This window comes from Mesorhizobium sp. M0052, assembly GCF_040323255.1.
Lineage (GTDB): Bacteria > Pseudomonadota > Alphaproteobacteria > Rhizobiales > Rhizobiaceae > Mesorhizobium.
In genome coordinates, this window is sequence record NZ_JAMYUS010000034.1 from 24,881 (window position 1) to 48,015 (window position 23,135).

15 protein-coding genes and 10 pseudogenes are annotated in these 23,135 nt (G+C 59.1%); 9 read left to right on the forward strand and 16 right to left on the reverse strand.

All coding sequences use genetic code 11. From position 1 onward, the window contains the following. Positions 1–4 precede the first annotated feature (4 nt). The 3 genes and pseudogenes from NKJ77_RS32455 to NKJ77_RS30155 form a co-directional block, all read left to right on the forward strand. Positions 5–233, forward strand: a pseudogene (locus NKJ77_RS32455) (IS110 family transposase); the annotation flags it as partial. 329 nt (positions 234–562) lie between these two features. Further along, positions 563–1,627 (forward strand): IS110 family RNA-guided transposase, encoded by a 1,065-nt coding sequence (locus tag NKJ77_RS30150; protein WP_352536244.1) that lies wholly within the window; start codon positions 563–565, stop codon positions 1,625–1,627. A gap of 1,067 nt (positions 1,628–2,694) precedes the next feature. Next, entirely contained in the window at positions 2,695–3,474 is a 780-nt protein-coding gene (locus NKJ77_RS30155) for a 4'-phosphopantetheinyl transferase family protein (protein ID WP_352536224.1), read from the forward strand. Here the strand turns inward: NKJ77_RS30155 and NKJ77_RS30160 are convergent. From NKJ77_RS30160 to NKJ77_RS30175, 4 genes and pseudogenes are all read right to left on the reverse strand, one after another. Further along, a complete protein-coding gene (locus NKJ77_RS30160) occupies positions 3,430–3,825 on the reverse strand; it encodes a reverse transcriptase domain-containing protein (RefSeq protein WP_352536225.1) in 396 nt (131 codons plus the stop codon). The genes NKJ77_RS30155 and NKJ77_RS30160 overlap by 45 nt on opposite strands. A 7-nt stretch (positions 3,826–3,832) precedes the next feature. Then, a complete protein-coding gene (locus NKJ77_RS30165; protein WP_352536226.1) occupies positions 3,833–4,252 on the reverse strand; it encodes an RNA-dependent RNA polymerase family protein in 420 nt (139 codons plus the stop codon). Beyond that, entirely contained in the window at positions 4,240–4,425 is a 186-nt protein-coding gene (locus tag NKJ77_RS30170) for a hypothetical protein (RefSeq protein WP_352536227.1), read from the reverse strand. Before NKJ77_RS30170 ends, NKJ77_RS30165 begins: the two co-directional genes overlap by 13 nt. Positions 4,426–4,910: 485 nt before the next feature. Next, positions 4,911–5,198: pseudogene (locus NKJ77_RS30175) on the reverse strand (hypothetical protein); the annotation flags it as partial. On the opposite strand from NKJ77_RS30175, the pseudogene NKJ77_RS30180 reads away from it, so the two are divergent. Beyond that, positions 5,134–5,295, forward strand: a pseudogene (locus NKJ77_RS30180) (IS630 family transposase); the annotation flags it as partial. The pseudogenes NKJ77_RS30175 and NKJ77_RS30180 sit on opposite strands and share 65 nt — an antisense overlap. 29 nt (positions 5,296–5,324) lie before the next feature. On the opposite strand, the gene NKJ77_RS30185 reads toward NKJ77_RS30180, so the two are convergent. Beyond that, positions 5,325–6,088 (reverse strand): IS5 family transposase gene (locus NKJ77_RS30185; protein WP_352536228.1). Its coding sequence is split into 2 segments (ribosomal slippage): positions 5,325–5,750 and positions 5,753–6,088, totalling 762 coding nucleotides; the frame shifts between segments, so codons are not numbered across the junction. Positions 6,089–6,199: 111 nt separating this feature from the next. On the opposite strand from NKJ77_RS30185, the gene NKJ77_RS30190 reads away from it, so the two are divergent. Beyond that, positions 6,200–7,228 carry an IS110 family RNA-guided transposase gene (locus tag NKJ77_RS30190; protein WP_352536229.1) on the forward strand — a complete coding sequence of 343 codons (1,029 nt, stop codon included), beginning with the start codon at positions 6,200–6,202 and terminating at the stop codon, positions 7,226–7,228. Positions 7,229–7,874: 646 nt separating this feature from the next. Here the strand turns inward: NKJ77_RS30190 and NKJ77_RS30195 are convergent. The 7 genes and pseudogenes from NKJ77_RS30195 to NKJ77_RS30230 all read right to left on the reverse strand — a co-directional run. Further along, positions 7,875–9,039 (reverse strand): annotated as a pseudogene (locus NKJ77_RS30195) (IS91 family transposase). Between the two features lie 12 nt (positions 9,040–9,051). Next, positions 9,052–9,912 (reverse strand): site-specific integrase, encoded by an 861-nt coding sequence (locus tag NKJ77_RS30200; protein WP_352536230.1) that lies wholly within the window; start codon positions 9,910–9,912, stop codon positions 9,052–9,054. A gap of 233 nt (positions 9,913–10,145) precedes the next feature. Continuing rightward, on the reverse strand, positions 10,146–12,836 hold the full coding sequence (locus NKJ77_RS30205; RefSeq protein ID WP_352536231.1) for a lyase family protein: 2,691 nt from the start codon (positions 12,834–12,836) through the stop codon (positions 10,146–10,148). After that, a complete protein-coding gene (locus NKJ77_RS30210; RefSeq protein ID WP_352536232.1) occupies positions 12,823–13,890 on the reverse strand; it encodes a cysteine synthase family protein in 1,068 nt (355 codons plus the stop codon). The genes NKJ77_RS30205 and NKJ77_RS30210 overlap by 14 nt, the downstream gene beginning before the upstream one ends. A gap of 18 nt (positions 13,891–13,908) precedes the next feature. Beyond that, on the reverse strand, positions 13,909–14,958 hold the full coding sequence (locus NKJ77_RS30215) for a GHMP family kinase ATP-binding protein (RefSeq protein ID WP_352536233.1): 1,050 nt from the start codon (positions 14,956–14,958) through the stop codon (positions 13,909–13,911). A gap of 775 nt (positions 14,959–15,733) precedes the next feature. Next, positions 15,734–16,441, reverse strand: coding sequence for a class I SAM-dependent DNA methyltransferase (locus NKJ77_RS30225; RefSeq protein WP_352536234.1), 708 nt, complete (start codon positions 16,439–16,441; stop codon positions 15,734–15,736). Positions 16,442–16,876: 435 nt separating this feature from the next. Beyond that, positions 16,877–17,546, reverse strand: a pseudogene (locus NKJ77_RS30230) (transposase); the annotation flags it as partial. A gap of 90 nt (positions 17,547–17,636) precedes the next feature. Between NKJ77_RS30230 and NKJ77_RS30235 the strand changes: the two are divergent. Further along, positions 17,637–17,828 (forward strand): annotated as a pseudogene (locus NKJ77_RS30235) (uroporphyrinogen decarboxylase family protein); the annotation flags it as partial. Between the two features lie 49 nt (positions 17,829–17,877). On the opposite strand, the pseudogene NKJ77_RS30240 reads toward NKJ77_RS30235, so the two are convergent. Both NKJ77_RS30240 and NKJ77_RS30245 read right to left on the reverse strand, forming a co-directional pair. Then, positions 17,878–18,090, reverse strand: a pseudogene (locus NKJ77_RS30240) (transposase); the annotation flags it as partial. Between the two features lie 425 nt (positions 18,091–18,515). Beyond that, complete coding sequence (locus tag NKJ77_RS30245; RefSeq protein WP_352536235.1) at positions 18,516–19,661, reverse strand: integrase catalytic domain-containing protein; 1,146 nt, start codon at positions 19,659–19,661, stop codon at positions 18,516–18,518. Between the two features lie 272 nt (positions 19,662–19,933). Here NKJ77_RS30245 and NKJ77_RS30250 point away from each other — a divergent pair. The 3 pseudogenes from NKJ77_RS30250 to NKJ77_RS30260 form a co-directional block, all read left to right on the forward strand. Next, a pseudogene (locus NKJ77_RS30250) lies at positions 19,934–20,086 on the forward strand (IS21 family transposase); the annotation flags it as partial. Further along, positions 20,086–20,319: pseudogene (locus tag NKJ77_RS30255) on the forward strand (ATP-binding protein); the annotation flags it as partial. The pseudogenes NKJ77_RS30250 and NKJ77_RS30255, both read left to right, overlap by 1 nt. A gap of 2 nt (positions 20,320–20,321) precedes the next feature. Next, positions 20,322–20,987: pseudogene (locus NKJ77_RS30260) on the forward strand (IS630 family transposase); the annotation flags it as partial. Between the two features lie 22 nt (positions 20,988–21,009). Here NKJ77_RS30260 and NKJ77_RS30265 read toward each other — a convergent pair. Both NKJ77_RS30265 and NKJ77_RS30270 read right to left on the reverse strand, forming a co-directional pair. Continuing rightward, positions 21,010–22,221 carry a M24 family metallopeptidase gene (locus NKJ77_RS30265; RefSeq protein ID WP_352536236.1) on the reverse strand — a complete coding sequence of 404 codons (1,212 nt, stop codon included), beginning with the start codon at positions 22,219–22,221 and terminating at the stop codon, positions 21,010–21,012. 449 nt (positions 22,222–22,670) lie between these two features. Then, positions 22,671–23,009 carry a GNAT family N-acetyltransferase gene (locus NKJ77_RS30270; RefSeq protein ID WP_352536245.1) on the reverse strand — a complete coding sequence of 113 codons (339 nt, stop codon included), beginning with the start codon at positions 23,007–23,009 and terminating at the stop codon, positions 22,671–22,673. Between the last annotated feature and the right edge of the window lie 126 nt (positions 23,010–23,135).

Genomic DNA, 23,135 nt, shown 5'->3' on the forward strand with positions numbered 1-23,135 from the left:
GATCGGTTCGAAGGAGCGGCTCGGCGGCATATCGAAAATGGGCAATCCGATGCTCCGCTCGCTGCTCGTATATGGCGAATCCGGTCTTGCGGCGCGTTAAGGGAAACGACAAAGCGCCGCGATGGCTAGTCGCCCTTTTAGCGCGGCGGTCTTTCAAGGTCGTCGCGATTGCGCTCGCCAACAAGATGGCGAGGATTATCTGGGCACTGCTCATCAAGGGCGGGAAATATCGAAATACTGGTGCGGCAAGCGGCAGCACGAGCCTGAGCCGAACGGGCGACCACGACGGACTGGCCGGCGCGACGCCGGACAGAGGCGAAGTGCACAATTAGACGATGACCCACGGGACGAATCCCGAGGCGAGAGAGGCCGGCGCGACAATGCGCTTACAGCGCGTCAGATTGATCAGCCTCTCGCATCGCGAATGTCATCGAGGCCAGTGGTCTTAGACCGCGCTGAAAGACCGGACATATGACCGCACATATCCCGCTGGATGAAATGTCTAAAAAAGCGCTTGCCCGCGTGGCCAATGGTATGGACCCCGCCCTCCAGGCGAGGTGAAATCTCGAACGCCAACTGCAACGAAGGAGGATGTCATGCAGGCGTTCGAATAGGTCTGGATCTTGCGAAGTATGTCTTCGAGGTTCACGGCGTCGACAGCCACGGAAAAGTCGTCGTGCGAAAGACGTTGCGTCGCGATGCGGTAGCCCGCTTCTTCGCCAATCTGCCGCGATGTCTGGTCGGCATGGAAGCCTCGAACGGAGCGCATTATTGGGCAAGGGTGCTTTCCGATCTCGGCCATGAGGTTCAGCTGATCAGCCCTCAGTTCGTGACACCATACGTCAAGTCGAACAAGAACGACCGGAACGATGCGGAAGCCATCTGCGAGGCGGTCGGCCGGCCATCAATGCGCTTTGTGCCGCCGAAGTCGATTGATCAGCTGGCAATCCAGGCCGTTCATCGCATTCGTCGGCGTCTGGTCGCCGACCGGGTCAGACTCATCAATCAGTTTCGTGGCCTCCTTTCCGAGCATGGGATTGTCATTGCTCGTGACATCTCGCAGCTGCGACGCAGCCTTGCCGTCATCGTCGGGAACCACGCTGACGGCCTCATCGACATGGTCCGTTCGCTCATGAGGGAGTTGCGGGCGGAAATGGCCGAACTCGATGATCGCATTGCAACCTATGACCGGCGGATACGAGAGATCTTCCGCACCAGCGAGCAGTGCCAGCGGCTTGGAAAAATCGAAGGCATCGGCCCCGTAACGGCAACCGCCTTGATCGCTGCCGTGGGCAATAGAACCTGCTTCAAGAACGGCCGTCAGTTCGCGGCTTGGCTCGGCCTGGTGCCGAAACAACGATCCAGTGGAGGGCGAGCCTGCCTATTCGGTATCAGCAAACGCGGCGATCGCTATCTGCGCACATTGATGATCCATGGCGCTCGCGCTGCGCTCGGTAAAGCAGGCGGCAAGCAGGATCCCCGAAGCCTCTGGCTCGGTAAGCTGCGGCAAAGGCGGCATCCCAATGTCGCGGCTGTCGCGCTCGCCAACAAAAATGCGAGGATCGTGTGGGCCATGCTCTCGGGCAGCACAGTCTACGAGCACGCACCATCGGTGAAAGCAGCTTAAGGCGAAGCGGCAAACGAAGGAATAACAGAAGGAGGTCTCACCCCAGCAATTGCAGCAAAATGGTAGGAGATGGTGAAACGGTCATTCCGTCGCTTCCCGAACCTGGTGTGTGGACCGGCTTGGCTTCGGCCAATGTCTAGGGGCCGATGAGGTGGAGCGCGCGAAAATCCATCGGGGCTCGCGGCGAAGACGTTGTCCAGCCGCATCAGGGAAGCCGGATATACGTCAGCAGTTGTGACCAACGATCCTGATCCAGCCGACCTGTTGCAATCGGGCGGGGGTCCATATACGTTCCACATATGTCGCGCCACATTGCCGCGCTGGATCGGCTGTACGAGGTCGTTAAGCGCCAGCGTGGCAGTGACTGCCTTGACCGTCTGATCGCCGAGGCCGACGCCGACGCACTTGAGCATTGCCTCATGGGATTCCTCGCACAGCTCCCAACGAGGTCGATGTCACGAACGTCGACAATACGTCCCCCTGGACGTCTGCGGTCAGCTTCGTGACCCACGTGCTTCGATTTGCCAGGAACGCATCCAGAGCGCGGGCTTTGGCGATCGAAGCCAAGCTCCTGAGGCTTGACGCGCTGTACCGGCAGCTCGCGCCAACCGCCGAGCCGCCAGCACCGCCGGTCCGTGCGTGGCCGTCGCTGATGGAGGACCTTTATGAAATCTTCCGGCCGCGTCGTGGCGAGGCCGCACTCCTGCATGCCAACTCATTCAAGCAGGGACCTCGATCCCGTGGTGGGATAAACTCTTCACTGGCTAGACATCGAAGAAACTGACGACGGAGATCCGCGTTGCGAGTGCCCAGGATTGAAAACCGAGCCGTTCCGACGCCAGCTCCCGCTCCCGCCGGAGATCATCGCGCTGGAGCAGAGACACCGAGGGAACTATCGCGGACGGGTCAATTGTCCTCATCTGCTGATCTCGCAGAAGGCTAAAGAGTCTCATCGTGACCACAGTCCGGTTTGCGATAGAACCTATCAACGGGCATGGCGTGGACGCCTAAATTGTTGCAATACATCCTGCGTGGTGCTACCGGCCTTTGTGAAGGAGGATGACATTGTGCTGCTTGAGCTTGAGCCAAATGGCGTGGATCTGTGGCTCACTTATTTTGACGAAATATCAGCGCCGGACATTTTGAGCTTCTACAGAAATGTCCTCACCGAGGACGAACGCGGTCAGGAGTCGCGGTTCCATTTTTCGTATCACCGCCGTCGTTATCTAGTGACGCGGGCAGCAGTGCGTTCGGTGCTGTCCCGCTATGTCCATGTCGAACCGCAAGACTGGCGGTTCCGAAAAAATGCGTTCGGACGTCCGAGCATTGCGAACTTGCCGAACGGCGTTCCCGATATCGATTTTAACATTTCCCATACGAAAGGGCTCATTGTTGTTGGAATCGTGGGGGGAAAGTTTTTCGGTGTCGATGTCGAGAACGTACGACTGGGGTCGTCTCTGCTGGATATCGCGGATCAGTTTTTCTCGCCAGAAGAGGTGGTAGCACTCGCAGCGGAGCCATGTAGCCAACAACATGGCCGCTTTTTCGAATATTGGACCCTGAAGGAAGCTTACATTAAAGCGCGCGGACTTGGCCTGGCCATTCCTTTGCACTTGTTCAGTTTTCACTTCGGCCCAACAAACACCATCACGATGAGCGCGCGTGAAGAACTTGAAGACGCGCCGACGCGTTGGAAATTCTGGCAGCTCCGGCCGAAGGAGGACTATCTGATCGCTGCCTGCAGCGAGCAATCCGTCCCCGGAGCTTTCCAGCTGACGGTCCGCGAAATATTTCCTTTTATGTCAGAAAGAGCAATTGAATGCGTCCCGTCGAGGACATCGCCATAAGATAGTGTGAATCGGCGTCGGAGCATGACCCCACCGGGCATCTTTCAAAGAGGTCTTCGCCTCATTGAGCTCCAGCCCCAGTTTTGTCATCACAGCCTTCGTCCACGTCAAAGCCTTCGCCGCATATCCACGACTGAGAATGACGAAATCGTCGGCGTATGAGACGACTTGCGCACGGAATGCTTCGCATCGTCCGCTGAGACGCCAGTACTGCAGGAAGCGGTTCATATAGATGACGGAAAGCATTGGGCTGATCACACCGCCTTGCGGAGTGCCACGCGTGCTGCTCTTACCGCCCTCATACGCCGTGTCCCTTTGCCGTCCCGCTCTTCCACCGGCACTTTCAACCACAGCTTGATCAGCCGCAGAACTTTCCGGTCGACAATGCGGCGGGCCACCGATTTAAGGAGGTCCGAGTGCGGGATCGTGTCGAAATATTTCGACAAATCGGCGTCAACAACGTCCGTGTAGCCCCGGCACACAAGCGGTGTACTTGCTTAACTGCATCGACCGCGCTGCGACGCGGCCGATACCCATAAGCGCCGTCCTCAAAATCCGCCTCGAAGATTGGCTCCAGTACGATCTTTGCAGCAGCTTGGACGACCCGGTCCCGGATTGTCGGGATACCGAGCGGTCGTTCGCCACCGCCGGGCTTCGGGATCATCACCCGCCGCACCGGATCGGGCCGGTAAGTCTTCGTGACGAGTTCTTCGCGCAGGCCCGCCAACCATGCTTCTCGTCCCGACGCATCGATCTGCTCGAAAGTTATTCCGTCCACTCCCGGCGCACCCGTTTTGTGCGGGCCAACGCAAAGGCGTGACTCAGAATGTCTTCATGACAGATCTTGTCGTAGAGCACATAGAAGCGGAAAGCAGGCTCCGCCTTCGCCTTGCAATAGAGCTTTCTCTGAAGGTTCCTGATTTTATCGGGCGTTTCCAGGCTCATCGCCAATCTACCCTTTCCTTGCCATCTTCAAAAGCACACCTGAAGTCAGGGTCCTTTCCTCCGCCGGAATTACCCGGCTTCGTCGGTACTACAACCCTGTCCGACTCCCGTCCGGTCCATCGACGTACTCGATGCTGAAGGCGCGACCTTCGACCAGGACGGGTATCCCCCGATTACCCGCATTACCTTTCCAACGTGCCATGCCCATTACCCCGGTGAACCAGCAAGGTGCACATGTCGATTGCTTCCCTGGCTGCGCGGCCTTCCCCCCCATTCGACCGGGTCGGCGTTCACATCGTAACTTTCGAGGCGTGCTCAGGCTTCACTCACGTTACGGCCCGCTGGATTGCTCGGCCACCTATAGCGACCTTTGTCACGAGGCTTCGATCCGTCCGATTGCTCGTCCAAACCGCTCGTCAGCTACCAGATCAATCGACAACTCTCTGGGTGGATCCTTCCTCCACTGGTAATACGCGCCATCGGGGCGCACCGAAAGGCTTGACGTAGCCCGGAGCGATCAGCCGGACGCCATGACCCAGCTTCGCGATCTCCCGCGCCCAATAATGGCTGCCGGCACACGCCTCCATCGCCACCGTGCAAGCCGGCTGCTCAGCTAGGAACCGAAGCACGTGATCGCGGCGCAACTTTTTGCGGAACAGGGTGGCTCCCGACGCATCCGAGCCGTGCGCCTGAAACACGTTCTTCGCCAGGTCCAATCCGATTGAGAACGCCTTCGCCAAACTCAAGGCGCTGCTGCGAGCAAAGGCCGAGAGAACCATCAAGGCTCTGTGGATGCGGTCGGCGCGGTCGTCCGACCTCTTCACCCCAGCCGAATGTGCCGACTACTTCGAAGCCGCAGGATATGACCCGGATTAAACAGGACGTGCTCTAGGCGGTGTGGACACTTAGCGAAGCCATAGGACGATTGCCGCCAGGGTGACAACGGCGTGGTAGTTGCGGGCGGTTTTCTCGAAACGGGTTGCGACCCTGCGGAACTGCTTGAGCTTGGAGAAGCAGCATTCGACGAGATGACGCTGGGCATAGAGGTGCTTGTCGAGTGAATATTTAAGCGAGCGCGATGGGTTGTTGGGTCTGACAGCGATCGCGCCCTTGGCGGCGATGGCTTGGCGTAAGTGGTCGGCGTCATAGGCGGTGTCGGCCATGACCACTTCGGCGGGCAGTCCTTCGATCAAGGCGGCGGCTTGCGGCGCATCGCCCTTTTGACCTGCGGTAAGCGTGAACCGCACAGGGCAGCCCAAGCCGCGAACTGCCATGTGTATCTTGGTGTTCAGACCGCCGCGGGAACGACCAAGGGCTTGATCTTCAGACCCCCTTTTTTGGCGCCGGCCGCATGTTGGTGGGCCCGCACAATGGTGGAATCGATGATGAGATATTCGAAGTCCGGATCATCGGACATCGCCTCGAAGATACGCCACCAGACACCTTTGCTACTCCACCGACTGAAGCGGCGGAAGACACTGTTCCAATCGCCGAATACATCGGGAAGATCGCGCCAAGGGGAGCCCGTTCGGACAATCCATAGCACTGCCTCGACGAACATCCGGTTATCGCGGCCAGTCGAACCCTTCTGATCAGGCCGACCTATGATCAGCGGCGCCATCCGCTCCCACGCCGTGTCGCTCAATACCAACCGATCCATCACACCCAAGGCTGCCTCCAAAAAGCAGTCTTGATGGGGTGGACGGCCCCCGACCCAGCGGCATCGCAATGTGCCAAGATGGCGTTGTCAAAGGACCATCAGAGGGAAGGAACCGTCCGCATGCAAGTTATCACGATTGGATTGGATATCGCCAAGAACGTCTTTCAAGTTCACGGCGTCGATAATGCTGGAAACGCGGTGCTCCGTCGAAAAGTTCGGCGCGATCAGCTTATCCCGTTGCTTCGCGATATGCAGCCGTGCCTCATCGGCATGGAGGCCTGCGCGACGGCGCACCATTGGGCGCGGGAGCTGATTGCACTCGGGCATGTGGTCAAGTTGATGCCGCCGGCTTACGTAAAGGCCTACGTCAAGCGCAACAAGAACGATGCGGCCGACGCGGAAGCGATCTGCGAGGCGGTGACGCGACCGACAATGCGGTTCGTGGCTGTCAAATCGGCGGATGCCCAGAGCATTCTGATGCTTCATCGGGCTCGCCACCTCTTGGTTCGGCAGCGCACAGCGCAAATCAGCGCGATGCGGGCGCATCTGGCCGAATATGGCGTCGTCGCACCGAAGGGCCGGGCCCATGTCCGTGGTCTAATCGAAGCTCTTGACAAGGGCGATGGGCCGCTCCCCGCGATGGCGCGACAGGTTCTTATCCTCCTCGCCCGAACGATCGAGGGGCTTAGCGCGCAAATCCGGAAGATCGAGATCGAGCTTCTGGCGTGGTATCGCACGAACCAGGTCTGCCGGCGGCTTTCAACCATTCCCGGAATCGGGTTCATCACGGCGACCGCCCTCGCTGCCACCGTCGTCGACGCAAAGGTCTTCCGCTCCGGTCGTCAATTCGCTGCTTGGCTCGGCCTTGTTCCAAAACAACATTCCTCCGGTGGCAAAGACAGAATGGGAGGAATCTCGAAGATGGGAGATCGCTATCTACGGCATCTCCTCGTCGTCGGCGCCACGGCGGTCATCCGATACACGCGGCGAAAAGCGACGACCGTCAGCACCTGGGCGAACCAGTTGCTCGAGCGTAAGCCGGCACGGCTGGTCACAGTCGCTGTCGCCAACAAGGTAGCGCGGATCGCCTGGGCGGTGATGGCGCGTGAGGAAAACTACCGCGCGACGCCGTCAATGGCTCGAGGGTAACGACGGTCGCGCGAAATGACATCCAGTTTGGGCAGGCGAGAACGACATCAGTGATGCAGATCCGGTCAAGCCGGGGATCGGGAGAACCTGAGAGATTCAACGCGCATCGCAGCGCGGCAGCTTGATGAGGGCCCGATCCACCGACACCATCATGGCCAGCGGCCTGAGGCCGCACAAAAACAGGCCGAACACATGAATGAACCTGACCGCTTCAGTATTGCCATTGTCAGAATCTTCTTGCTCAACGGGGGCCGTCCACACATGAATCACGCTACGAGCAAAAAGGGAATCTGAAGGCTTCTGTGAGGTCCGTGGGCACGAGCGTGGCATGCGGGCTCGGCAGCGGACCTCATTGCAAGCCGGATTGAGCGAAGCCGCGGGGCGATCTGGCGCTATGGGGATTGTAGCCTGGAGGGGCAGTCGGGATCGTCACGGATGAGTTCTCGAAGGTCCCCCCGGATGGGATGGTGGCGGGTCACAACCGTATAGGCAAGGAAGTTTTGGCGTTGGTTGGGCTCAGCGTCATCGCAACGCTGGCCGTCATCAGGCCGGCAGTGTCCACCTGCATGAGGCGGGTCAAAACCCCGCATGCCGGCGCGCATTGCGGCCGATGCTGTACGCAGTGACCTAGACGCGTTGGGCGCGATCATGACGTGTCGTTCCAGAAGGGGCGAGGAGGCGCTTGTCCGCACCGCCAGATGCCCAGTGTGACCATCTGGCCACCGCAACAGAGGGCGCTGGCGACGGCGCCTTCGTCTCCAGGTGCAGCATCCTTCTGCAACGGAGCGTCCAGCAACCTGCGACACAATTCGAGCTTTGCGGCACGATGGCCGTTGGCGAGGAAGCCGTAGTGGCGGATACGATGGAAGCCATCCGGCAGGGTGTGCAGCAGAAAGCGTCGGATGAACTCGTGCGCATCGAGCGTCATGACCTTCGACTTGCCGCGTTGGCGATAATCCCTCCAGCGGAACGCGACCTTGCCGTCAGCCATGCTGATCAGGCGAGAGTTGGCGATGGCAACGCGGTGGGTATAGCGGCCGAGATAGGCCAGCACCTGGTCTGGCCCGCCGAATGGCGGCTTGGCGTAGACGGCCCATTCGAGGCGACGAACCTCGGCGAGCTTGCAGTTAAACGCAGCCGGCGCCGCCAGGTGGGCGAGATCGCCGAAGAAGCTCAGCTTGCCCGCGTCATAAGCTGCTCGCAATTCCTGCAGAAAGAGCCGGCGAAACAGGCGCGACAGGACGCGCACCGGCAGGAAGAATCCTGGCCGGCAGGCGACCCAACGCTTTCCATCGAGGGAGATCCCGCCGCCCGGCACGATGCAATGGATGTGGGGATGATAGTGCAGGCTCTGGCCCCAGCTGTGCAGCACCGCGATGTGCCCGATCTCTGCGCCGAGATGTTTTGGATCGGCGGCAAATCACTCGCAGCGTCTCGGCCGCAGTCTTGAACAGGATGGCGTAGAGCGCTGCCTTGTTCTGGAAGGCGATCGCCGCGACCTGCGCCGGCAGCGTGAAGACGACGTGGCAGTAGGCAGCCGGCAGAAGCTCGTTCTGTCGCGCGGCAAGCCATTCGCGACAGGCCTGTCCCTGGCACTTCGGGCAATGCCGGTTGCGGCAGGAGTTGTTAGGCGATGCTGATCGCCCCGCAGGATCGGCATCCCTGGACATGGCCACCGAGTTCGGCCGTCCGGCAAAGCTCGATCGCGCTCATCACCCGCCGCTCGACGCGCCCGGATGGCCGTCATGGACCTGCCGATACGCCTCTGCGTGGCGGCGAAAGATATCCGCCACCTCCAGTCTCGCCGACATGGCGAGGCGAGCTCAGCCGGGTGGCACGACCTCCAGCCGCAGCCGGTCGAGCGGGCTTTCCGTCCGCCGGATGAGGCCGTTCGAGACCTTCGTGTAGCGCGCCGTGCTCGACAGATTGTTGTGGCCGAGCAGAACTTGGATGATCCGGATATCGGTGCCGTTCTCCAGCAAATGCGTGGCGAAGCTGTGCCGAAGCGTATGGACTGTCACGCGCTTGTCGATGCCGGCGGCGGCACGCGCCGAGCGGCAGGCCGAATAGAGGACCTGCACATCGATCGGCGCGGTTGCGTCGCGACCGGGGAACAGCCAGTCCTTCGGCTTTGCCAACCGCCAATAGACCCGCAGAATCCGCAGAAGCTGCACCGACAGCATGACATAATGGTCTTTCCCGCCCTTGCCATGCTCGACCCGGATGACACCGCGTTCGCTGTCGATACTGTCGACCTTTAGGCCGACAGCCTCCGAAGCACGAAGGCCAGCGGCGTAGGCCGTGGTCAAGGCTGTGCGCGTCCTCAGGCTCGGCACCGCCTCCAGGAAGCGGACAACCTCGTCGGCGCTCAGAACCACCGGCAGCGTGCGCGGCGCGCGGGCATAGGCAATCCGCTCCGGGATCTCGGCATGGCCAAGCGTCACGCCATAGAAGAACCGCAGCGCGCATACTGTCTGGTTCAACGCCGGCCATGATATCCCGGTCGACACCAGATGCCCCTGGAAGGCCCGGACGTCCTCCAGACCAAGCCGCTCCGGCGAGCGGCCGAAATACCGGGAAAACTTCGCCACCGCATGGATGTAGGATCGCTGCGTTGCCGGCGACAGATTGCGGATCGTCATGTCCTCGATCACGCGCCGGCGCAGAGGGCTCAAATCGGCCATCGCTCATCTCCTGTTCTCAAGATTGCGCTTCAACAGCCGCAATCCTTCAAAACAGAAGCCTCAACCGCAAACCCCCGCACCAAATGCCGCGTCAGCGGCTTCGTTCAATCCTAAGAGTCCACACCGCCTAGATGACGAGGTGCTGACCGAGGTTGGCGAACTCCCCAGATCCCACGCGGCGTTGATCACCGCTTGGTATAAATGTCGACCATATATCCGCTCCGTCAGGTGGCTTAATGCCTGTCAATGAGTTCTTTCACTCTCTGTTTGCGGTGCATCTCAGCGCGCGCCCAGCGTTCCCGTATGTCCGCGCATTTCAGCTGCGTGTCCCGAAAGAGCGTTTTTGCTGCGGAAAGCTGGGCGTCGGTTGATCTTGTGCCGGGTCCTCCGCCGAACTGCAGAGCCTCCCTGCACTCTTCAGGACTCGCCGGCATCACATCAGCGAGGTGGGTGGCCAGCTCGCTTCGGCGCTTCGCAACGCAGCTATCCCGAGACGCGCGCGCGGCGATCTCGCCAATTTGTGTGTGAGCCTTCCTGAAAGGAACGCCTCGCGACGCCATTCGTTCGGCGGCGACGGTCGTCATCGCTAAGCCGTCTTCCAGCTTTTCCCGCATCGATGTCGCGTTGAACGACATGAGCTTAACGATGAGCGACGTGAGGGTGATCGCGCGTTTCAGGGCATCTTCCGCAAGGCCCAGAGGAGAGCAGCCGTAATTGCTTGCTTCGATCGAGTTGCTGAAAGGCGATTTGCAGGTTGCCGTTGCCGCAGACACGTATAAGCCGATCACGGTGCTTGCCGATCCCTTGATATGCTCAAGCAGAAACGGGTTCTTCTTTTGAGGCAGCATGGAAGAGCCGCCGGCAAGATTGCGAGCAATGTCGATGAGGGCGAACTCGCGCGTCGTCCAAACCTGCAGGTCCTGGGCCACACGACTTAACAAGATTGACACACCGGTGAAAAGTGCAAGCGCCTGCAGGTGATGGTCACGGCTCGCAACCGCATCAAGAGAGTTGAACGACGGCAGTTCGAATCCCAGAAGACGTGCTGTTTCGAGGGGATCTATTGGTATACTGGTGCCCCCGCCGGCACCGGCTCCCATGGGGCAATGCCTGACGTCTTCCAGGAGGCGATGAAGCCGCTGGCGCTCGCGGTCGAGAGCGAAGAAGACTCCGAGGAGGTAGTGCCCTGGCGACCCTGGAAGTGCGATTTGGTATTGACTGTACAGCGGAGCCACAAGTCTTGACGTTTCTTCGGCTCGCTGAAGGAGGACATCTTGTGCAATTCCTATTTCTTGCGAGATGGAACACGCGGCGTCTCGAAGAGCGAGGAGAGAGATGGTCGCGTTCAAGTCGTTCCGGGACCTCGCCAGGTGTAGCCAGCCCGCCTTTTCCGGGCCTGCTCTGGCGACAAGTTCGGCCTCATAGGCCAGATAGAGGCCACGCGGAGCATCACGGCCGTCCAAAGATTGAAAGCCCTCGCCTTGGAGGTCCAGGATATGCGTGAGCAGGTCTGCAGCTACCGATCGGCTGACCAGGGCCTTGTCGACGAGCATCACCAGATGAGCTTCGTCTATGGCCGCTTGGAATTGCAGAAGGCGACCGTCCCGCGAGATTTCGATAGGCGGAGCGAGCAGCTTCATCGCATCGGGATGCAAGGTCCACATGCCCTCGCCGGGCCCAGGGTCTTTCTTGCTGTCCGATGCGCTAGCAGTCGGATCGATGTCGATCACAACGGAATCGATCATCCGTTCAGCTGCCGTGACAGCGGCATCGAGTTCATCAGCAACGCCTACGGCATAGGCTACTCGGTCTCTGAAGTCGCCATTGATCTGTAATTCCTCCCCCTCAGATTTCAGAAGACCGACGTCGGGCACGGTTGGCTCCGGGGTTCGAGAAAAGCCCAGACGTTTGAGCTTCCCAGACTCCTGGGCAAGTCGGAAACGGATGGCTCCCGCCCTTGAGCTGGCTTGTGGAGGCACGAACGCCTCACCCGCGTAAAGCTTGAGCACCATGTCAGGGATTGACGTGCCCAACGCGTGCGAGAGCATGACTGGAATCATTCCTCCGGCCAGTCTGGGATTGACCTCAATGACGACAGGACCCGACTCCGCTATGACGAACTCTACATGAGCCGGTCCGAACTCCAAGCCCAGAGCCGATACCGCGCCTGCGGCAAAGGAAGCCAGTTCGTGTAGGGACGACTCGGGAAGTGGGGCCGGGAAGTCGTGCCCCACCTCGACGAAGCAGGGAGGCGACCCCTTGTGCTTGGCAACAATTCCAAGGCAATGCAGCGTCCCATCGTACGCAATAATTTCTGCAGAGTATTCCTTACCTTCTATATATTGCTGGATGAGGATGTCGGGGCTGCGCCAATCTACTTGATCAAGCAGAACATCCTTTGCACTTTCAAACGCCTTGATGGCGGCTGCGGCACTGTCGCAAAGCCTTACACCGCTACTGCCGCTCCCGGAGACCGGCTTCACGACCACGGGGAGAATAGCTTGGGCAAGAATGGTCTCCATGTCTCTGAAGGATGTGGCCAGCCGAGTTTCCGGGACCGAGATTGATTGTCGCTGCAACTCGGTCGCTTGTTTCCATTTGTTCCGGGACGTAGCTATGGCCTCCGGACTCGCCGCTGGGAACCCGATCGCCTTCGCGGCCCTTGACGCTGCTTCGACAAAATAATCCGACGACGAATATATTCCTGCCAGTCTTGGTAACTTGGCGGCGACCTCGATGAGTTCATCCGGATTCCGTGTTTCAGCTTCGACCACTCGACCGACAGACCCCTTAAGAAAGGGATAGCGGGCAGGATTGCGCGTAACGAGATACGGTTCAAACCCTAGGACTCTGGCCCGCTTCAGCAATAGCTCGCCTGTCCCTGTGGTGTTGCTTTCCACGAAGAGGAAGCTACCTCGGTTCATCAAACACCTCCAACGCGTTTAGGACAGCTTCCCGGCTTTTCCGGCTCCAACAATATCGGTTCCATGGCGGGAGAGCAGTCGAGGGATGCTCCTCGCTAGCCGGAGCGTCCAGAAGAACACCTTGATCAAAACATCCGTTCTGCTTGAGCCACTCGTCGTCGTAAACAGTTTCGAGGTAGCGGTGGCCTTCATCTGGACATATGACGACTACGGTTTCGTTTGGGAACTGCCGAGCGCGCCAGCGCCCAACGACGTAGCTCGCGCCGGAGGTCGGACCGGCAAAAATGCCATGTCGCTCGTGGAGCGCACGCGTTGCAGCAAACGCGAGCGAAGCCGATGTGAAATGCACCTCGTCATATAGTTCATGCTTGACGTTCTTGGGGACAAGACTGTTCCCCAGTCCCCGCAATTTCCGTTCGCCGTCCGGCTGGCCAAAAATGACGCTGTTGAAGGTGTCCACTCCAATCAGGCGGGCACCAGGCGCTTTTTGGCGGAGGCGCTCTATTGTTCCGCAAGTAGAGCCGCCTGATCCGACAGAGCCTACCAATGTCCCCTCGGCGCCAAGCATCTCCGAGATCTGGTCGGCGAAGTACTTGTAGGCTGCCGGATTGTCCGGGGTTTCGTATTGACGAGGTAAGAAACAGGATTGGTCTAATTGTCTCATTCGAGTGTGCAACGCGTCCAGGCGGCTTCTTTGATACCCACCCTCCCTTGCCTTTTCAGTTACTATGAAAACTTCCGCATTTAGGGATTTCAGCCTGTTTTCCAGTCCCTTATCCATCACTGGGTCCGTGAAAATCTCAAGCTGCAACCCAAATTCCCGGCAAACTACAGCCAATCCCAGCGCGAAGGTTCCACTCGACGTCTCCAGAACCTTCGCGTCAGGCGTCAGAGTGCCTCGAGCCAATGCTTGCTCGATAATGTACTTCGCAGGGAGAAGCTTCATGAATGCGAACTGCGCGAGATAAAGATTTGTTCCACACCTAATAATGCGGGGGAGTGCATAGGCAGCAGAATAGCCGGAGAATGGTAGGTGTTTGCGAATGGTGTCCATATGACTAGCTCATCAGCATCAATTCATGGTCAGATATATTTTTGGCGAGGTGTCGAACAGCGATACATGCTCGACCACCGACCGAAGCTTTCGTGGGAAGTCAGGCGCCATTCGATCGAGCAGGATGCCAATCATCGTACCGCTGTGAGCGACTATGACGCCGAGCGCGCCAGTGTCCTGGGATGCTTTCAGCATCGCGTTCAGATGTTCCTTCGGAGCGCGCTCCTGATGCAGGAGCGCACTGGCTGTAGCTATTCTGCCTATTGTGGCCGTGTCACCCCTCGGAATTGCTATCCGCGCGCGGTCGAGCAGTTCGTAATACTGGGTTCTGTGAGTAGCGGAGATTTCACCTCGCCGTTGATCATAGTCTACGGTTTCGACCGTTCCGCCTTCATCGAGGCCAACAATAGCAAGCGGCGGCATCTGCCCAAGGAAGGAGAAAAGGCTACACGATCGCTGTTGATATGCGACCACGCCGGGGTACATCACCCCGTCGGATGGCTCGATTTCCGCCATGAGATTCTCGATCAAGGATGTCCTGACTCTACGTTTAAAGCATGAGGCAATTGACCGTGCAGTCGCAACAAGATCCGCAGACGAACTCGCCAGGCCTTTGCCTTCGGGGAGTTCCGATTGCAAAAGGAGGGTTCCTCCTGAGACGCCGAGCGCGACCACGAGCTTTTCACCCAATCGTTTGGCTTTGACTTTATGTGGCGGATAAACGGTTACAGATCGGGTGCCTACAATCGGCATAAAGTGGGCCCGCGCAAAGAGCGCGATGGGCATCGTAACCAAGAAATGGCAGTCACGGGGAACGGAGCCGATCGGCAACTGGCCTTGCAGCAACTCGCCGAATGTGCCGCAGCAAAGAGCGCTACCCTCGCCGGAATGATTCCCAGGCGGCTGCCCATCCTCGGCGAGGCTTTCGGCCGTACCTTCGCCATCGAACGTCTGGTGATACATGTAGGGCTTCCAGACTTCATCGGCTGCTGCTTTTTTGAGTTCTGCAGTCTTGCTCGTCCTGCTTCCTGCAGGGCCGATGGAATGGGTCGGATTCTGGATCGACATATCGCCTCCCTTCAGGCTCTTTAACATGTGATTTGCCGCTAAGAGACGAGACCCAGATCATCGAAACAGGGCTCGCGTATCGGTGTCGACCATGGCGCGATGCTTGCGGCACTTGACTTTCTTGCCTGCATCATGGCCGCGTGACCCGCCGTCCTCGGGGGCTTGACGCTCTGCCTGTAGATCACAGTCGTCGACGCGCTGGCCTCTCTGCTGATCCGCTCGCGATGGTGGTGGCGATTGTCCGCGCTCGCGCCCTCGGGACGTGACAGGAACCAAAGCCGCTGCTGGGGGAATGACAGCGGCAGCCGCGACGGGCACGCGGCAAAGCTTCAATTGACGGGACCGCACTCAACAGTGCAGCATCTGTCGTGTTGATGTGGATTGTTCGAGCAAGCTTCATGTAGACCTCCTCGGCTGAGACTGCGAGACCGCTATGGTCATAACAGTTGCTTCACCGTGTTCCATGCAATCGGCGTGCCACGAGAGGTCGTGCGAACAAGCGGCGTGACACCATGTGTTTCGCGCCGTTACGGCGGATTACTTGTGCCTCGGTGTGTCGGGTCCCAACATGGACGTCTTCAACCGGACAGGGCTGTCACAAAGGTGACGTCACGGGACGGGTGGTGGCTCAACAGCACGGTGGTCATCGTTCTTTCCGGTACGCTCTATGATTATCCAAGCCAGCCCGAATGCAGAGAGACCACCCGATCACCCGACGCCATGATGAACCTTCGCGCTCATGAGGAAGAGAAGGAAGAGCGCGGGTGCCGATCTTCTACGCGAGATAATTGCCTTTGCCGCCGGGCGACTGATGGACTTGGAAAGCCCAGTAGTGCGCGTCCTCATCCCCGATGTATCTGCCGTTGCGCAGATATTGTACTGGTGTAAGGACGCCTGCCTCCTGGAGACGCAGCACCTCATTTTCAAACGATGTTGCGACCGCATAGCTCCTTTCAGTGCTTACCACCACAAATCCGTTCGGGCGCGTCACGCGGGCCAACTCGCGCAGCCCATTCGGGCGGACATGTCCGAGTGTAAAGACGCCGCAGCACACCGTCATATCATAGCTCGCGCTGGAATAGTCCGAGAGCGGTCTCTTGAGGTCAACATCGCCTTGTACATTGCGGTAGGTGCCGGTTTGCCTCGCCATTTCGGCCATCGTCTCGCAGAGATCAAAGCCGTCGATCAAGCGGAAGCCGAGATGAACCAGTTCAACGCCAACTAGGCCTGTACCGCAGCCAGCGTCCAGGATTGCTATGGCTGCTCGCTCTCTGCCGATATAGGCCGCTTGCACGGCGCCCGCCAGTTCCGCCACAATCAAGGGGCCGCGGTAGTGTTCGCGCTCGACGTCCAGTTCGTAGGAACCGGCCCATTCACGATAATATTGGATCAAGCGATCGGCGTCACCGTCGAGCGCATGTGACGCCTTGATCCGCTTTTTGCGGGCTTGTCGAAGTGCGTTCTGTCCGGCCAAAGTGTCCATATATTCCTCCGAGTGGAGTAGATGCAAGCAGGCCACCTCAGAATCTGAGGGCCAAGAACTGCCGGTTCATAAAACATGGTTCGTCCAGTACTTGATCATCATCCGTTTGCAGCTCGTCGTTGCCAAATTTGTCCATTCAACACCTGATCAGTAGCTGCGAAGGAGCACCCTTAGTCGTCTTTCGAATCCCAAGGAGTCGCCGTGGCTAGCTCGCCGGTCTCAGCTTCGACAAGGCTGTCATCCAGCCACTGATCTCCGAGAGACCGCGGACGCCCAAAATTTACAGCAGCAAGTTGCATGCCGGTTGGGCGCCATGTGCATTACGCCCTTCGTCACACCGGCGTAATGCAGGAGACCAATAATTTCTCTGGGGTTGAATACGGCGTTGGTGCAGGGATCTGAAGGATGGCGAATATCGATCTTTGATAATGTTGGCTATACGACTTGGCTTGCGGGAACGGATTTTGGACGTGCGCAGCCAAGCATGCGGTTGAGGATGGCGCAGCCGATGGCGACTTCCGTCTGCTGAGCGTGAGGCAGACCGAGCCCGATGGCGGTCTCGACCAGCGCGCGCCTGCGTAGCCGGTGGAGGCTTGCCATTTCATCCGGCCGTCTCTGATGATTGCCGCAATATGCTTATCCCTTTGGTCGGGCGGTTGATCGCCGTTCGGTTCGACTGCGTTGACGCGTGGCGGAATGACGATGGCAGCATCGGCCCTATGGCCGATGATCGCGTCGTAGGTGGGCCTCCCGTCATAGGCGCCATCGGCGCTGAACCGTCCGATTGGGCCGCCGATCTGATCGAGCAGTGGGCCCACCTGCGAGGCATCGCCAGTGTCCTGGTCGGTCATCGTGTGGGCGATGATCTCGCCGTTATCCGCGTCCAGTGCCAGATGCAACTTACGGCCCGGTGCATGTTCTTGGCGATAGTCTATGGCGCGGCCCAGTGCTGGAGGAGAACCATAGCGCCAAATCCCATCGCGGTTGGCGTCTGGTGGACCCTGTCGATCAACCCGTCTGTTGGGCGTCGCCACGTCCGCGCCCGTCGGCTGAGCGCGGTATGGTCGGGGACGGCGAGCGCCAGCCCCATCAATTGCAGCAGCGATGCCGGAAGCCTTACAGACTCTTAGAATCAGAAGAATCTTAGATATAAGAATCTTTGATTATAGAAGAGGCTAGGAGAAGCGAGCGCTCGATGCCCCAGAACCGGATCATGCTGGACGTCCTGAAGGGCAAGGCTCATTTTCCGCCTCCGCTCTGGATGATGCGTCAGGCCGGGCGCTATCTGCCGGAATATAGGGAGACACGCAGACGGGCCGGTTCGTTCCTGGATCTCTGCTATGACCCAGACCTTGCCGTCGAAGTGACCCTGCAGCCGATCGAGCGACGCCGAATATTTCCGTCGCATCGATGCGCTCAATTTCGTCGGGCTGGTCGCCACCGGCCTGGCGCAGTCGTAGGCCGAACACCAGGCCCAGCGTCAAGGCGGTTTCAATCGCGAGATCGGAATGGCGCGGCTGACCGCCGCGGGTCTTGCGTCGTGGGGCAGCCCAACCAGCAACCGCTTCCGGCGTCAGCCACAGGGTCAGGCTGCCGCGTTCGCGTAGCCCCGCCTCATATTCCGGCCAGTTCGTCACCTTGAATTTCATCTTTCCTATACGATGGCGGCGGGAAGGATTGTGCTTGAAGGCATCGCTGCGGCAACCGGCTATTGAGATCGCAGCTCGCCTACACCACGATCGCTAAATGATCCGTGCACCAACGCCCCATCAACATAGCTTCTTCGCGAGGGAAAGCATTTTTTTGCGAAGCACTGGAACATCCAGCCGTTCGGCGGGAAATCGGTTCACTGGAGCTATTTCTGATCCGCTCATCTGGCTATGCGACGCGCTGGATGTAGCCTCCCGCCCATCGATCAACTAGTTCTGCGACACAGAGGTTTTGACGAGTTGGCGCTAGCGTAGGACCGGGAGGTCCTCTGGATCAATCAGCAGTTCGATGCTTCGTGCGACGCCCGGACTGCGCTTGATGAAGCCGGTGTCAGGCGACATGCACAATTGACCCCCCTATTGCCTCAGCGAGGAATGTTACCGAGCGCGATGGGGCCGACATGGCCCCTATCTCCCTCCGTCGCGGCGGAGGGAGATAGCGGCCAGCTCTTCATCCAGCCGCCATCGAGGATGATCAGCCCAGCCAATTCCATCCGCCAGGCCTTCACAAGCCGTTGCACCATTCTCAGGTTCCTCTCCTTGAAGCGCGACGGGTCGATCTTTGTCAGGCGTAGCAACACACTTGCTGCCGACAGCGCCGGCTCTTCCTCGAGCCATGCCTTGATCTGCGCCTCGAACGGCTCGTACATGCTGGGCCTCTTCGGATAGGGTTTGGTCCGCCGATACGGCCGCCGATGCGTTGGTCGGGTCTCGCCACTCTTCCAGGCCGTCTTCAGATTCGCGGTGAAGCGCTGGAGATCGATAACGGCCGCCTCCTCAATCTTCGCATTCAGGCCACGACGATCGACCCGCCGTCCAAGCTCCGCCTGCGCGGCGCGGAGACCAGCAAACAGCAGCACGGGATCGGCGGTTTCCATCATCGCCTGTAGCTGCTGCTTGTTGGCCTCGGCCACACCCGGATGTGTAAGGACACGGGCTGCAGGCGGAACTGGCGGATGATAGCGCTTGATCACACGAGCGCCGATCCGCGTCTTCTCCTGAAGCTTGAATGACGGCTGGAACAGATTGCCGTAAAGCCGCACCACAGCATAAAGTTGGCCAAGAGCGGCTGTTGCCTCCGCGCCGACAAACCGACCATACCCCACCAGGCGACGCACGATGGCGCCATTCTTCTGCTCCACATGCGCCTGGTCATTCTTTCGATAGGCACGAGAGCGCGTCACTTCCAGTTCCTCACTTCGGCACCAGGAGACGACGAACTCGTTCATGAAGGCGCTGTCGTTGTCGAAATCTACGCCCAGCAGGGGGAAGGGAAAGAACGAGCGGGCCTGCTTGATCGCCACGATCACATTGCCGCTGTCGCGCGTGCGGACTGGAACGCATTCGGTCCACCCCGTGGCAATATCGGTCAACACCATCGTCTGCACAAAGCTGCCGGACGAAGATGTGCCGGAATGCGCCACGAAATCGACCTCGACGTAACCGGGCGGCGGATCATTCCAGTCCCCGAAGGTACGCACCGGCACCGATCGGCGAACCGCCGAACTCATTCCTGCTCGCCGGCGCTGGCCGCCGCGAGCCACAACACGTACCTCCGCCAAAAGCCGATCCATCGTCGCCGGGCTCATCGTCAGCAGCTTGCCGCGGAGCGCGGCATCGAGGTTCTAGCCGGCCATGCCGTTCAAGCGCTGGCAACAAGACAGGTATCAACGGCCGCAGCCGTTTGGAACACAGGCGCTCCGATGCCTCCCACAACACCACCAGCGCTTCGCGAACATCGCCGCCATAGCGAAGGCTGTGCCTCTTGTTGCCGGGTGTCTTCGACGGGCGACGACAGCGCATCGTGGACCGAATGCATTTTGTCGGCGTTGCCGGCTTCGAAGGGCCGGTGCGCGCCGAGCGCATCGAGATCGCCCCGGCCACCTTGCTGCGGCCACTCGCCGAGTACGAAGCGGTGGTCGGAGGGGGCTGGTGATGACGACCCTCGATCATGACGTACTGATCGCAACCCTGGATCGGCTGAAGTTGACGGCGATCCGCGACCAGCTCGACACGCTGCTGGACGAAGCGGCCCGTTCGAAGATGACCTTGCGCGAGGCCTTGGCTTTCCTGGTGTCGCGCGAGATCGCACGGCGCGACGAGCGGAGCATCTCCATGTCGAGCAAGATCGCGCAGTTCCCGTTCGTGCGCGAACTCGACGGCTTCGACGGTGCGTTCCCAAGGTCGATGCCGAGTACGTCGCGCGCATGGAGGACGTGCTCGACCTCTACGCCGAAGCTCCCGATCCTCAGCGACCGGTGGTCTGTTTCGACGAGAGCCCGACCCAACTCATCGGCGAGGTCCGCCAGCCGAGCCCCGCCGCACCGCGACAGCCGCAACGTATCGACTACGAGTATCGTCGCAACGGCACCGCCAATCTCTTCGTCGGCCTCGATGCCCATCGCCCCTGGCGAAGCGTCAAGGTAACCGAGCGGCGAACCGCCGACGACTTCGCGCTCTGCATGCGCGAGCTGGTCGATCGCCATTTCCCGAAGGCCGAATGCATCAGAGTCGTTCTCGACAACCTGTCGACCCACACGCCCGCCGCGCTCTACACAGCTTTCCCGCCGTGGGAAACACGCCGCCTGCTCAAGCGCATCGAATTCCACTACACGCCCAAGCAAGCCAGTCGGCTCAACATGGTCGAGATCGAGATCGGCGTCCTCGAGCGACAGTGCCTCGATCGCCGCATCGATAATCTCCAGCACCTGGCCGCCGAACTCGCCGCCTGGCAAACCGGCGAAACGACCGCCGTGCTCGCATCAAATGGCTCCACTCAGACCGCCTGCGCCAAGATGGCCAATGCCTATCCCACGCCGACCTTCAACGAGTCATAATCTCTGTGTCGAGGAACTAGTATCAGCCGATTCGCGGGAGCTGCCGAGGTGCGCGCTTTGTAAGCAATTGCGCCCCATCTTCAGTGATCAAGACTGTCTCCTCATGAAGGACGATCTTGCCGGCCTCATACTCAAGGCCTGGCTCAATGCAGAGCACCATGCCAGGCACGAGCACGGTCTGGTCGCCTAGCCGGATCGACGGCGGTTCGGTTACGCGGAGCCCGAGCCCATGTCCCATCCGTCCGTTGCTGTTAAGGTTCTTATCGCCTGAAGAAAGAACATTTGCCATTTGCTCGAACACCGACGCCGCCGTGACGCCTGGCCTCGCGGCCGCGAGGCCGATCTCATTAGCCTGCCAAACACGCTCGTGTGCTTGCAGCAGCGCATCGCTCACGTTCCCAACCCGGTAATTCCGGTCGTAGTCGCAGTAATAGCCATCATATGTCGTGCCAGTGTCGATAAACAGTAGATCGCCATCGACGATCGGACGGTCACGAGGACCGCCTGTAATCTCAAACGGTCCTCCCACGTCGGACCTGCAAATAACTGCAGGTATTGCACCAGCGCCTCCGGAATTCAGACGTGCGCGAAACTCCCGCTGAATGGTTCGCTCCGTATCGCCGACTTTAACAAAGTCTGGCACGGCCTCGAAGACAGTCCCCGTGATGTCTATGGCTCTCTTGATCCGTGCGACCTCTACCTGACTCTTAATCATGCGCAGCTGCCAGATCACATTTGCCCCGTCGACGATCTCGATGCCCTTCAGCTTGGTGATGACATCCAACAGCTGAGCTACGGGCATTCCCAGCCTTAGTTCGATTCCCAGCTCGGCCCCGACGCGTCCGTGACGACGTGGGAGTTCGGAGATCGCATTCACGAGAAGGGAAGTACCTTCGTCTTCGGGGCGGGGCGACGGCCACGACCGTATCTCTTTCACCCAGGTCGTTTCCATAATAGAGCGGCCGATCTCAGGAATGATCGCCGTCGGATCTCCTTCTGCGGGCACGAGCACGAACCATGGACGTGTGTAGCTCTCCCAAAAGGTGGAATCGATACCGACGATGTATCGGATGTTATCCATGGACGAGAGCAGCAGCCCGTCGAGTTTATATTCGCCCATCAGTTTCTGAGCGCGGGAGACTCGGGCCTGGAATTCCGACGTCGTTAAACCACCATCGATTTCTAATTGCATGTTGTTTACCCTTTGTCCCTTTTTTGAAATCTTCGGGTACATAGTTTGATCGTCCGACAATAAAGACTATTCACGTCCTCTCGGTCGAAACTCCGTCACTTGGCTAAGCCCCGTCGGGCCAGTTCGTCACCTTGAATTTCATCTTTCCTATACGATGGCGGCGGGAAGAATTGTGCTTGAAGGGCATCGCTGCGGCGCCGGCTATTAAGATTGCAGCTCGCCTACACCACGATCGCTAAATGATCCGTGCACTCCCGTCGCGCCCACCGGCATTGGCAAGTGCCACCGCGATCGTCTCTTTGTGAACATCCAAACCAACATACGTGATGCTATCGTCCATGGTCCGTCTTCTATGCGTAAGGCTCTGTGCGAGGATAGCTTACGCAAACCTCGATACCTGCATATTGCGAAACAGGTCACCCGATCCCTAGGCGAACGATTAGTCCATGACTTTCGCCACAGCAACCCTCCTAGGCCCTAAACTAAACCGCTCACGGAAAATACCTTCGAAGGAAATATCGTCCGAATCCGCGTGGATAGTTTGGTAGGTAACCGAAGATCTCGTATCCGAGAGACTGGTAGAATCCCGGCGCTTGAAACTCGAAAGTATTTAGCCACACTCCGACACATCCCCGTCGAAGAGCCCACTTCTCTGCAGATTCTATTAGCTGTGTGCCGATTTTCCGATTGCGGAATTGTTCCGGGACAAATATTAAGTCGATGTACAGCCAGTCATAGTAGCACCTTGCCCAAAGGCCGCCTGCCGTTCGGCCGTTTCCGGAGTTTTTGATGAGAACTGCAACAGACTCTGGATTGTAAGGGCCGGCCATTCTTGAGTTATAAACCTCTAAAGCGTCGAAGATGACGTTCCGATCCGAATCGTCCGGCTGTTCTCGTATCTCGATGAATGTAGCCACTGTGATTTGTCTCCCGTCGAGGACAGTGTGTTGCGGCTT

Bases quoted from the DNA above. Each gene is read 5' to 3' on its own strand.
- NKJ77_RS30190 (WP_352536229.1), top strand. From the start codon at position 6,200: ATGCAAGTTATCACGATTGGATTGGATATCGCCAAGAACGTCTTTCAA.
- NKJ77_RS30200 (WP_352536230.1), bottom strand. From the start codon at position 9,912: ATGGCCGATTTGAGCCCTCTGCGCCGGCGCGTGATCGAGGACATGACG.
- NKJ77_RS30205 (WP_352536231.1), bottom strand. From the start codon at position 12,836: ATGAACCGAGGTAGCTTCCTCTTCGTGGAAAGCAACACCACAGGGACA.
- NKJ77_RS30210 (WP_352536232.1), bottom strand. From the start codon at position 13,890: ATGGACACCATTCGCAAACACCTACCATTCTCCGGCTATTCTGCTGCC.
- NKJ77_RS30215 (WP_352536233.1), bottom strand. From the start codon at position 14,958: ATGTCGATCCAGAATCCGACCCATTCCATCGGCCCTGCAGGAAGCAGG.
- NKJ77_RS30225 (WP_352536234.1), bottom strand. From the start codon at position 16,441: ATGGACACTTTGGCCGGACAGAACGCACTTCGACAAGCCCGCAAAAAG.
- NKJ77_RS30245 (WP_352536235.1), bottom strand. From the start codon at position 19,661: ATGAGTTCGGCGGTTCGCCGATCGGTGCCGGTGCGTACCTTCGGGGAC.
- NKJ77_RS30265 (WP_352536236.1), bottom strand. From the start codon at position 22,221: ATGTACCCGAAGATTTCAAAAAAGGGACAAAGGGTAAACAACATGCAA.
- NKJ77_RS30270 (WP_352536245.1), bottom strand. From the start codon at position 23,009: ATGGCCGGCCCTTACAATCCAGAGTCTGTTGCAGTTCTCATCAAAAAC.